This is a genomic window from Pseudomonas sp. PS01298 (assembly GCF_029959745.1).
GTDB lineage: Bacteria > Pseudomonadota > Gammaproteobacteria > Pseudomonadales > Pseudomonadaceae > Aquipseudomonas > Aquipseudomonas aylmerensis.
This window is the reverse complement of the sequence record NZ_JASCPP010000153.1, coordinates 1-11307: the sequence shown is the minus strand read 5'-3', so window position 1 is coordinate 11307 and position 11307 is coordinate 1. Positions and strand designations below refer to the sequence as shown.

The window sequence follows — 11307 nt, the reverse complement described above, 5'->3', positions numbered from 1 at the left end:
CCGTTGGGCTGCGTAGCGGCCCCAAGAAAAGCGGGAGCGCTGCGCACTCCAACGGGGGGCAAGCCCCCTCACCACAAAAGCCCCCTCACCACAAAAACCACAACAGCCCCCTCACCACAACAGCCACCTCAACACCAAAACCACAACTGCCTCCTAGCCTCCCACTTCTCCAAACCTATTGCGCATACGGGCTCTCACACACCTTGCTGACATATGCCGGCGTGTCGGTGCGTTTGCACGGGCTGACCGACAGGCCGAAGTAATGCTGGGACAGGTCGTCATAGTCCTTGCTCACCAGCAGTTCGCCGATGGCCTTGTCCAGGCGCGCCTTGAGTTCGGTGTCTTCCTTGCGCAGCCCCGCGCCGACGCCCCGGCCGATGATCGGGTCGTACGGCACACTGGCGATATGCGCCAGGCCGCTGGCTTCCGGGGTCTTGACCATCATGGCGATGGCAGTGTCGTCGGCCATCATGTAGTCGATGCGCCCGGCGATCAGGTCGGCGTTGGCCGATTCCTGGGTGTCGTAGTACTTGAGGTCAGCGATATTTTCGTAGTACTTCTTCAGGTAATTGGCGCTGACCGTGGAGATCTGCACGCCGATCAACTTGCCCTTGAGGCCCGCTGGGGAAATCTCCACTTCACTGCCCTTGGGCCCCGCCACGCCCAGCAACGAGTCGTAGTAGGCGCGGCTGAAGGCGATCTGTTTTTCGCGCTCGTCAGTGACCGACATCGACGAGAAAATCACGTCGATCTTCTTCGCCAGCAGTGACGGGATGATCCCATCCCACGCCACTTCCTTGATCTGACATTCGGCTTTCATGCCCTCGCACAGCTTGTGGATCAGGTCCACTTCAAAGCCGGACCACTGGCCGTTGCCGCCTTTCACCGTGAACGGCGGATAAGGTTCGGCCGCAACGGCAAACACGATAGGTTTCTCGGCCGCCAGCGTAAAACCTGCGGCCAACATCAATACTGCTCCGCCCAACCAGCTTGCCATGGGTTTGAATGTCATGATTTGCCCCGTCTTTTTATGGAGTTAGCGAGTTTGATGCGCGTTGACGAACTGTCGGCAACGTTCACTGCGTGGATCGATGAACACCGAGTCCGGCGAGCCGGTTTCCTCGATCATGCCTTGGTGCAGAAAAGCCACTTTGGAAGACACATCTCGGGCGAAGGCCATCTCGTGGGTGACCAGGATCATGGTGCGGCCTTCTTCGGCCAGGGAGCGGATCACCCGCAGCACTTCACCCACCAGTTCCGGATCGAGGGCCGAGGTGGGTTCGTCGAACAGCATGACTTTGGGACGCATGGCCAGCGCGCGGGCGATTGCCACCCGCTGTTGCTGGCCCCCGGAAAGGAACGCCGGGTACTCGTTGCGCTTGGCGGCCAGACCGACGCGGTCGAGCAAGGCTTCGGCGCGCTCGATGGCTTCGGCGCGGCTTTCGCGCAGCACCTGGGTGGGCGCCTCGATAAGGTTTTCGAGCACCGTGCGGTGGGGCCACAGGTTGAAGTTCTGGAACACCATGCCCAGGGTCGAGCGGATGCGCACCAGTTGCCTGGCGTCCGCCACCAGCGGCGCGCCGGGGCGGCCATAGTTCAACTTGATGCTTTCGCCATCCACGTGAATGCTGCCCTGGTCCGGCACCTCGAGCATATTGATGCAGCGCAGCAAGGTGCTTTTGCCCGAACCGCTCGCGCCGATCAGCGAGATCACGTCGCCTTCGTGGGCCGTGAGGGAGATGCCCTTGAGCACTTCGATATTGCCGAAGCGCTTATGCAGGTCGATCACTTCGATCATCTTCTTCGCCTGTACCGGCGGCGCCACTTCGACAATGGGCGCCGGCGCGGTACGCGGCTCACCCGCGAGCCGCGTGACAAACGCTGCGATGCGCCGGCAGGCGTCGGCCAGGCGCTCTTCACTCAAGGTAAAGGACAGCCGCACGAACCCCTGGGCCGGCTCGCCGAATGCCGCCGCGTCCAGCACCGACACGCCCGCTTCACGCAACAGCCGCCAGGCAAAGTCCAGCGAGCCCAGGCCGGTGCCGCGCACATCCACCAGCACAAACATGCCCGCCTGTGGCGCCCGCACCTGGATCCCGGGGCAAGCACTCAGGCCACTCACCACCAGGTCGCGACGGCGCCGGTAAATCTCGCGCATGCCCGCAGTGACCTCATCGTGGGCGAGCACCGCCGCCGTAGCGGCTTCCATCACAAACCCCGGCAGCCCGTAGAGCATGCTCAGCACCAGGGTTTCGGCGTGCACGATCAACGCCGGCGCGGCCACCAGCCAGCCAATGCGCCAGCCGGTCATGGCGTGGGACTTGGACAGACTGCCGATCACCACGCAGCGCTCGGCCATGCCCGGCAGCGCGGCCAGGCTGTGGTATTCGCCATCGAACACGAGGCTTTCGTAGACTTCATCCACCACCACCCACAGATCATGGGCGATGGCCAGCGCGGCGATGGCCTGCAGTTCCTCGGCATTGAGGACCACGCCGGTGGGGTTGTTCGGGTTGGAGAAGAAGATCGCGCGGGTGCGCGGCGTGATTGCGGCGGCAAGCAGCTGTGCGTCGAGGCGAAAGCCGGAGGCCGGCGAGCACGGCACGCGCACCAGCGTCGCGCCGCTGGCCTTGAGGGTGGCTTCGTAGGTGACGTACATCGGGTCGAGCACCAGCACTTCATCGCCGGCCTGCAACAGGCACAGCGAAGCGACGAACAAGGCATTCTGCGCACCGGCCACGGTAATCACGTTTTCCGCGTTCAAGGGCCGCGCCAGGGTCTGGCTGTAGCGCGCGGCAATCGCCTCGCGCAGTGCCGGGCGGCCAGGGATTTCGGTGTAGTGAGTGTCGCCCTCGCGCAGGGCGTCGACGGCGGCGTCGGTGATGAAGGCTGGCGTGGCGAAATCCGGATCGCCCACGCTGAGGATGATGATGTCTTCGCCCTGGCTGGCGGCTTGGAAGGCGGCGTGGTGAATGTCCCAGGCCGCTACACCCTGGCCCGCAATTCGCTCAACAAAAGGGGAAAACCGCATGCCAGAGCCTCTCGTTCAAGAAGAAACAGCGCGAACCCGTCTGTGTGCAAACGGGTGGATGCGGTCAACATAGTTGAAACTGAACAGTCGTTCAATGGATAGATTCAGGGCGATGTCGTTTATCGTGCGAACAGGTCGCGAATGCCAATCCTGCACCGAGCAAGGCTCGGAGTCTGGCCGCCGACATCGCTGGCGCAGGGTTACGTGCCCGCAGGGCTACAACGGCGCGCCGAGCGGGTCTTTTATCGTGCTGGCGAGGATACGGTCGATATTCCTCAGGTCTTCAGGGGTCAGTTGCCAGCCAAACGCTTCTTCAAAACCGCGCAATTGCTCGGGGCGCCGGGCTCCCCACAACGCGATGGTCGGGCCTTGGTCGAGCACCCAACGCAAGGCCAGGGCCAGCACCGATTTGCCGTGGCGCTCGCGCGCATAGATACCCAGTGCGGCCACCGTTTCCAGGTACTGCTCGAAACGCGGCGCCTTGAATGTCGGGTCGAGCGTGCGCACAGCGTCCCCGGCGAAAGGGGGCTGCGCATGCAGGTTGCCGCTGAGCAAGCCGCGGCACAGCGGCCCGTAGGCCAGCACCACCAGGCCATGCTGCCTGGCATACGGCAGGATAGCGCTGTCGATGCTGCGTTCGAACCGGTTGTACGGCGGTTGCACGGTGGCTGCCGCAGTGTGCTGGCTGAAAGTATCCCTGTGCGTGGAGGCATAGTTGCTCACCCCGACGGCGAGGATCTTGCCCTCGCGGCGCAAACGTTCCAGCTCATCGGCGGTTTCTTCCTGGGCCACCGGCGAGTCGGGCCAGTGGATCTGGTACAGATCGATGTAGTCGGTGTCCAGGCGCACCAGCGAGTCTTCGAGCGCTTTGCGGATGCGCCGGGCCGTGGCGTTGCGCCTTGGCGGGCCGTCGTCCCAATGCAGCCCGGCCTGGGTCGCGATCACGGCGCTGTGGCGCACGCCGCGCAGGGCCCTGCCGATCATCTGTTCGGATAAACCAAAGCCATACACCGGCGCGGTGTCGATCAGGTTGATTCCGAGTGCCAACGCATGCCGAAGGGTGCGGGTCGCCTGTTCGTTGTCGGCGCCGCCCCACAGGTGACCGCCCATCGACCAGGTGCCGAGGGCTATTCGCGAGACCGGTGTATCGATACCGGCGATGCGGATGGTCTCAACGTACATGAAATAAAACCCCTGACCGTCAACATGCTTAGAAAAGCAATTACTCTAGGTCATCCCAGGTTGAATAGGGCTCAATGCCGCATTCAACCAAAGCCCCACTAAAGAGACTTGAAATGGCTGCCTTCAACCGTTCCGAACTGGCCGATCTAAACGTGTTCATGGCAATCATCCGCCGCCGCAGCTTTCGCCATGCCGCGCATGAACTCGGCGTGACCACCTCCGCGCTGAGCCACACCATGCGCAACCTGGAAACCCGCCTGGGCGTGAAGCTGCTGTACCGCACCAGCCGCGCCGTGGAACCCACCGACGCCGGCACCCTGCTGGCGGAAAAACTCAGCGTAGGGTTCGCCACGATCCAGGACGGCCTCGACACCCTGGAGCTGTACCGCGAAGCCCCCATCGGCCGGCTGCGCCTCAACGTGCCACGCGATGCCGCGGTATTGCTGCTGGCGCCGATTCTCGGGGACTTCTGCGCCGCCTACCCGCAGCTGCGCCTGGACCTGATCGTGCAGGACCAGATGATCGACATCGTCGCCGAGGGCTACGACGCCGGCATCCGCTACGGCGCCACCGTGCCTCAGGACATGGTCGCCGTGCCGCTGACGGGCGCGTTGCGCTGGATCACCGTCGCCTCCCCCGCCTACCTCGCCCGACGTGGCACGCCACAGCAACCCAAGGACCTGCTGCAGCATGCGTGCATCCGCATGTACCTGGGCGACAAGACGCCCTACAAATGGGAGTTGGGCAATGGCCCACGCCAGCAGCGCATCGACGTGCCAGGCCACTTCAGCGCGGCGGATACCGAAACCATCGTGCATGCCGCCCTGCAAGGCGTCGGCATTGCCTACTGCCTGGCCAACCGCGTGCAACAGGAACTGGCGGACGGCCGCCTGGTGGACGTCATGCCCGACTGGGCCTGCGTGGGCGAGCCGCTGTGCATGTACTATCCGAGCCGCCGGCAATCGCAGCCGGGACTGCGCCAACTGATGGACATGATCCGCCTGAAAACCATCGGTTCGCAGTTGATGGAATCACATTGAACCTGCGCCGGGCCGCCACTCTCAAACCTGGATAGACCACGGCCCGGTAACTGCTCGATGACTTTTATTCTATGGATGGCCGTCCTCGGCGCCGTATTGCTCACCCTTGCCCTCACCTCCTCTTACCTGCGCTGGATGCCCGTGACCGCCTCGGCCGTGTGCCTGCTGCTGGGCGTCGGCATCGGCCCGCTGGGGGTGGACCTGTTGCACCTGGATATCCAGCACTCTGCACGCTGGATGGAGCACCTCACCGAGGTCGCGGTGCTGTTTTCGCTGTTTGTCAGCGGCCTCAAGCTGCGCCTGCCGCTGCGCCATCGCACCTGGCGGATTGCGTTCGGCATGGCCGGTCCGGTGATGCTGTTGAGCATCCTCGGCATCTGCCTGGGGTTGCACTACCTGTTTGAACTGTCGTGGGGGGTATCGCTGCTGGTGGGGGCGATCCTCGCGCCGACCGACCCGGTGCTGGCGGGCCTGGTGCAGGTCAATAATGCCCAGGACTACGACGCGCTGCGTTTCGGCCTGTCCGGCGAGGCCGGGCTCAACGACGGCACGGCGTTCCCGTTCGTGATTTTCGCCCTGGTGTTCATGCAGCACGGCGGCTTCGACGGTGACTGGCTGGGCGGCTGGGTGCTGAAAAACCTGCTGTGGGCGGTGCCGGCCGGGCTGTTGATCGGCTATTGGATGGGGCGCGGCATTGGCCGCGTAACGCTGTGGCTGCGCATCACCAACAGCGACAGCACGCTGTCGCCGAATGACTACCTGACCCTCGCCCTCATCGCCCTGGCCTATGTGGCGGCCGAGGCCGTTGGCGGTTACGGCTTCCTGTCGGTGTTCGCCGCCGGATTGGGGCTGCGCCAGGCCGAATTCCGCTCAACCGGCCATTCACAGACGCCGTCGGAACACCTGGCATTGCCGGTAGTGGGGCATCTGGAAGTGGAGCCGGAGCGCGCACTGCAAGGCGACACCAGCGGGCTGGAAGATAGCCAGATTGCCGCCGGCGTGATGATGGGCGACATGCTCTCGTTCGGCAGCCTGGTGGAGCGTTCGATGGAGGTGTTCCTGGTGACGGTGCTGGGGATTGTGCTGATCAGCCATTGGGATTGGCGCGCACTGCCGTTGGCGGCGTTGCTGTTCTGTGTGATTCGCCCGCTGAGCGTCTTCGCCATTCCGTGGGGCAGCCTGATCGATCGCCAGCAACGCGGCTTGATGGGCTGGTTTGGGATCCGTGGGATCGGCAGCATTTACTACCTGTTCTACGCGCTCAACCACGGCTTGATCGGGACCAGCAGCGCCGTGGCGGTGAACCTGACGCTGTCAGTGATCGCCTTGAGCATCGTCGTTCATGGCCTCAGTACCCAGCCGATGCTGGCGTGGTATGAACGACGTGCCAAGGGCAAGGCTCAGTCCTGATTTTCGGTGTTGCCGACATCGGCGGCTTCATCCAGGTCATTGAGCGGCACTTCTGCATCATCCATCAACGAACCCGGGTCTTCATTGCCGGGGTCGTTGAGTTCTTCTTCCAGTTCTTTAGACATGACCGTCTCCTCTAACCACCTTGGGTGTCGATATCGGCATCGGTTTCAGGCTTGACCTCGGGCTCAGGCTTGAAGTCTGGACTGTAGTCGTTTTCCTTGGCCTTGGGATCACTGGCAGGCTTCGGATCTTTGGGCGCATCGGCCGCCGTACCTGGCGCCGGCTCGCCGCCGTCGATCGCCGGGTCGTTGCGATTGCTGGTTTGCGGATCGTTGTCTGTGCTCATGGGTCACCTCGTTGAAAAAAACGCAGACTGCGTAAAGATAAGGTCCCGCGCGGGTAGCCGAAGTTCAACTTGCTTAAGAGCCAGGATTGTCAACCTGAATGTAAAACGCGTACGCCCCCAGCAACACCCAGAACACCATGAACAACCACGGGGCGCGCATCGAGAACAGCAGCGACTTGCGATAGCCCTTGTGGGAGGACTCCATCTCGGAAAACAGCGGCGACTCGTCATAGGCCATGCCCATCACCGGTTCGCTGCGCAGCAATTCGCTCTGCTTGTAGTGCCAATGGTCGATGATTTCGTAAGCGGCGCGGATGCCTGGCCAGGCGTTGAGGGAACTGAGGATCCCCAGCGCGGCCAGGAATACCGGCACGACCACGGTGAACAACTTGCCCCATTCCGGATTGAGGTTGCCCATGCCGGAGACGAATGCAATCACCAGGAACGACTGCGCAGTGAGGTAGGCGTCGGTGCGGTTGGCGAGAATGGTGGTTTCGTACTGGATTTCGCGCCGGTAGAAGTCCAGGCGGTCCTTGGGCGAACCGAAGATCTTGGCGTTGTGTTCGCTGTGATCGGTCAGGTTCGATTCCGGGGTGTCGGGTGAGATGATTCTGGGCACGTCCGTGCTCCGTGCTGGTGTGAGACCTGTTAGAAGAATCGGCAGGGGTCGAAGTTCAAGTTTGTTCACGCACCAGCGTGGTGCGCGCCCTGCCCCTTTGTGGCCTTCCATCCGAGCCAGGACACGCGAGCTTCCTGCCGTGAGCGGGCTTGCAATCGTCAGCGGCTACCCGCCAACGGGTAAATACCCCGCGTACACCCAATCCGGCACAGGCATTGCTTTATCCATTCATCTGCCCGGATACAGGAGCATTCGTTACCCCCCGACCCAGAGCCGACCCCATAAGAAAGTAAGGACCAGGCCCAGTGGCACCGTCAGCCACGGGCTCATAAAAAAATGCGTTTTTTAAAGCGGCAGTGCCACCCCATGCGTCCCTCGGCACTGACAAGGTACTGGAATGGCTCGATCTTTCTTTGATGAAATGAATGACGCAAACGGCGTGTGCCGTGCGCATTATCAGGATTTCTCCCGCTGGCTGGCCAACACGCCACCGGAACTGCTGGCCCAGCGCCGTCGCGAAGCCGATTTGCTGTTCCACCGCGCGGGGATCACCTTCACCCTCTACGGCGACGAACAAGACACCGAGCGCCTGATCCCCTTCGACATCATCCCGCGCAGCATTCCCGCCAGTGAGTGGAGCGTGATCGAGCGCGGCTGTATCCAACGCGTCAATGCGCTGAACATGTTCCTCGCCGACATTTACCACGACCAGCGCATCATCAAGGCCGGGATCATTCCGGCAGACCAGGTGCTGGGCAACGAGGGGTATCAGAAGGCCATGGTCGGCCTCGACCTGCACCGTGATATCTATTCGCACATCTCCGGCGTCGATCTGGTGCGCGACGGCGACGGCACGTACTACGTGCTCGAAGACAACTTGCGCACGCCCAGTGGCGTGAGCTACATGCTCGAAGACCGCAAGATGATGATGCGGCTGTTTCCCGAGGTGTTCGCCAAGCAGCGCATCGCGCCGGTGGACCACTACCCCAACCTGTTGCTCAAGACCCTGAAAAGCTCCAGCCGCCTGGACAACCCCAATGTGGTGGTGCTGACGCCGGGCCGCTTCAACAGCGCGTTTTTCGAACACGCGTTCCTGGCCCGGGAAATGGGCGTGGAACTGGTGGAAGGCGCCGACCTGTTCGTGCATGACCTCAAGGTGTTCATGCGCACCACCGACGGCCCCAAGGCCGTGGACGTGATCTACCGCCGTATCGACGACGCGTTCCTCGACCCGCAGGCGTTCAACCCCGAATCGATGCTCGGCGTGCCCGGCCTCGTAGCCGCCTATTGCGCCGGCAACGTGGTGCTGGCCAACGCCATCGGCACCGGCGTGGCGGACGACAAGTCGATCTACCCTTACGTGCCGGAAATGATCCGTTTCTACCTGGATGAAGAGCCGGTGCTGCAAAACGTGCCAACCTTCCAGTGCCGCAAGCCCGACGAGTTGTCCCACGTACTCGCCCACCTGCCGGAACTGGTGGTCAAGGAAACCCAAGGCTCCGGCGGCTACGGCATGCTGGTCGGCCCGGCGTCCAGCGCGGCTGAAATCGAGGATTTCCGCCAGCGCATCAAGGCGCGTCCACATGCTTATATCGCCCAACCGACCCTGAGCCTGTCCACCTGCCCGACCTTTGTCGAAAACGGCATCGCGCCGCGGCACATCGACCTGCGGCCCTTCGTGCTGTCCGGCAAGGAAACCCGCTTGGTGCCCGGCGGCCTCACGCGGGTGGCCCTGCGTGAAGGCTCGTTGATCGTCAACTCGTCGCAAGGCGGTGGAACCAAGGACACCTGGGTGGTGGAGGGCTGAGTATGTTGAGTAGAACCGCCGCAGATCTGTACTGGATGTCGCGTTACCTGGAGCGCGCCGAGAACCTCGCGCGCATGCTCGAAGTCAGTTACTCGTTGTCGTTGATGCCCCAGGCCGGGCGCAGCGATGGCCTGGATGAACTGGCGATGTCGTTGCTCAGCAGCGGCACCCTCGACAGTTACCTGGAGCGCCACACGCAACTGGACGCCGAGCGCATGTTGCACTTCTTCGCGCTCGACGAAGAAAACCCCGCCAGCATCTACAACTGCCTGCGCGCGGCCAGGGGCAATGCCCATGCGGTACGCGGGCGCATCACCGCCGACATGTGGGAAAACCTCAACGCCACCTGGCTGGAAATGCGCAGCATCGCCGCCGGCGGCCTGGCGCGACATGGCATCAGCCACTTCTGTGATTGGGTCAAGCAGCGTTCGCACCTGTTCCGGGGCGCCACGTCCGGGACCATCATGCGCAATGACGCCTACCGGTTCATTCGCCTGGGCACCTTCGTCGAGCGCGCGGACAACACCCTGCGCCTGCTGGATGCGCGTTATGAAATGTTCGGCGAGGAATCAGAGGAAGTCAGCGACCTCTCGGCCCGTGGTTACTACCAGTGGAGCGCCCTGCTCCGCGCGCTGTCATCGTTCGAGGCGTATACCGAGCTGTACCCGAATGCCTTGAACGCGCGCTCGGTGTCGGAGTTGCTGCTGTTGCGCAGTGACGTGCCGCGCTCGCTGCATGCGTGTATCGAGGAATTGAGCCATATCCTCGCCGACCTGCCTGGCAGTTACGGGCGCACGGCGCAGCGCCTGGCGGCGGAGTTCGAAGCGCGGCTGCGGTACACCGGGATCGATGAGATTCTCGAAGATGGGCTGCACAGCCGGTTGACCGAGTTTATCGACACCGTGCGTGAATTGGCGCGGGCGATCCATAGCTCGTATCTGGAAGTGGTGTAGCCACGCAGCAGATCAACAGATGGGAGCGGGCTTGCCCGCGAAAGCGGTATGCCCGTCACAGTGGTACTGACGGGTCCAGCGCATTCGCGGGCAAGCCCACTCCCACAGGGGTTACTGGTTTTTGACCAGCACCGGCTCGGCGCGGTACTGCTCGGGAAACAGCTTTTTGAGCTGTGCGACTTTCGGCAGGTCATTGATCACGATGTAGGGATAGGACGGGTTCTCGGTGAGGAAGTCCTGGTGGTAGGACTCTGCGGGGTAAAACGCCTTGCCCATCTCGATTTTAGTCACGATGGGTTTATCGAACGACTTGGCAGCGTCCAACTGGGCGATGTAGGCCTGGGCAACTTTTTGCTGCTCGGCATTCTGCGCAAAGATCGCCGAGCGGTACTGGGTGCCGGAATCCGGGCCCTGCCGATTGAGTTCGGTGGGGTTGTGGGCCACCGAGAAGTAGATCTGCAGCAGCTTGCCGTAGCTGACTTTGCCAGGGTCGTACGTCACTGATACCGATTCGGCGTGGCCGGTGTCGCCGCCGCTGACCGACTCGTATTGGGCCGTGTTCGCCGCGCCGCCGTCATAACCGGAGACGGCGTTTTTCACCCCTTGCACATGCTGGAACACACCTTGTACGCCCCAGAAGCAACCACCGGCGAACACGGCGGTTTGCAGGTTGCCGGGTTCGGCGGGCAGGTCCAGCGCCGGTGGCGCGATGGCGACGGCGTCTTCGGTGGCGCCGAAGGAAAAGGCCGAGCTTTGGCCCACGAACGCGGCAAAAGCCAGGGCGGGCAGGATCTTGAGCAGTTTCATCACAGTCACTCCAGTGCAACTGAATCAACGGGGTCAACCGGTGGGAGCGGGCTTGCTCGCGAATACGCTGTGTCAGCTAACACATTCGGCGAGGGTTTCAGCGCATTCG

General features: G+C 62.7%; 11 protein-coding genes. 4 read left to right on the top strand and 7 right to left on the bottom strand.

What is annotated here, in order from left to right; translation table 11 throughout:
* Positions 1-175: 175 nt before the first annotated feature.
* The 3 genes from QMX97_RS29700 to QMX97_RS29690 form a co-directional block, all read right to left on the bottom strand.
* Positions 176-1012: a transporter substrate-binding domain-containing protein gene (locus tag QMX97_RS29700; RefSeq protein ID WP_065905184.1), complete on the bottom strand. Its 837-nt coding sequence runs from the start codon at positions 1010-1012 to the stop codon at positions 176-178.
* A 24-nt stretch (positions 1013-1036) separates the two neighbouring features.
* Positions 1037-3031: an aminotransferase class I/II-fold pyridoxal phosphate-dependent enzyme gene (locus tag QMX97_RS29695; RefSeq protein WP_120448567.1), complete on the bottom strand. Its 1995-nt coding sequence runs from the start codon at positions 3029-3031 to the stop codon at positions 1037-1039.
* Positions 3032-3247: 216 nt separating this feature from the next.
* The gene (locus QMX97_RS29690) at positions 3248-4213 is read right to left on the bottom strand and encodes an aldo/keto reductase (RefSeq protein ID WP_282398088.1); all 966 of its coding nucleotides are present in this window, start codon (positions 4211-4213) and stop codon (positions 3248-3250) included.
* A gap of 113 nt (positions 4214-4326) precedes the next feature.
* On the opposite strand from QMX97_RS29690, the gene QMX97_RS29685 reads away from it, so the two are divergent.
* Positions 4327-5253, top strand: coding sequence for a LysR family transcriptional regulator (locus tag QMX97_RS29685; RefSeq protein ID WP_106803895.1), 927 nt, complete (start codon positions 4327-4329; stop codon positions 5251-5253).
* A 57-nt stretch (positions 5254-5310) separates the two neighbouring features.
* A complete protein-coding gene (locus tag QMX97_RS29680) occupies positions 5311-6663 on the top strand; it encodes a sodium:proton antiporter (RefSeq protein WP_282398087.1) in 1353 nt (450 codons plus the stop codon).
* On the opposite strand, the gene QMX97_RS29675 is transcribed toward QMX97_RS29680, so the two are convergent.
* From QMX97_RS29675 to QMX97_RS29665, 3 genes are all read right to left on the bottom strand, one after another.
* A complete protein-coding gene (locus QMX97_RS29675) occupies positions 6654-6788 on the bottom strand; it encodes a hypothetical protein (protein ID WP_256595100.1) in 135 nt (44 codons plus the stop codon). The genes QMX97_RS29680 and QMX97_RS29675 overlap by 10 nt on opposite strands.
* Before the next feature lie 11 nt (positions 6789-6799).
* Entirely contained in the window at positions 6800-7012 is a 213-nt protein-coding gene (locus tag QMX97_RS29670) for a hypothetical protein (RefSeq protein WP_065905176.1), read from the bottom strand.
* 73 nt (positions 7013-7085) lie between these two features.
* The gene (locus QMX97_RS29665; RefSeq protein ID WP_065905174.1) at positions 7086-7631 is read right to left on the bottom strand and encodes a hypothetical protein; all 546 of its coding nucleotides are present in this window, start codon (positions 7629-7631) and stop codon (positions 7086-7088) included.
* 397 nt (positions 7632-8028) lie between these two features.
* On the opposite strand from QMX97_RS29665, the gene QMX97_RS29660 reads away from it, so the two are divergent.
* A complete protein-coding gene (locus QMX97_RS29660) occupies positions 8029-9438 on the top strand; it encodes a circularly permuted type 2 ATP-grasp protein (RefSeq protein ID WP_120448563.1) in 1410 nt (469 codons plus the stop codon).
* Between the two features lie 2 nt (positions 9439-9440).
* Positions 9441-10391 (top strand): alpha-E domain-containing protein, encoded by a 951-nt coding sequence (locus QMX97_RS29655; protein WP_120448562.1) that lies wholly within the window; start codon positions 9441-9443, stop codon positions 10389-10391.
* A 111-nt stretch (positions 10392-10502) separates the two neighbouring features.
* Here the strand turns inward: QMX97_RS29655 and msrA are convergent, their stop codons facing one another.
* Positions 10503-11198: a peptide-methionine (S)-S-oxide reductase MsrA gene (gene msrA / locus QMX97_RS29650; RefSeq protein ID WP_282398086.1), complete on the bottom strand. Its 696-nt coding sequence runs from the start codon at positions 11196-11198 to the stop codon at positions 10503-10505.
* Positions 11199-11307 lie beyond the last annotated feature (109 nt).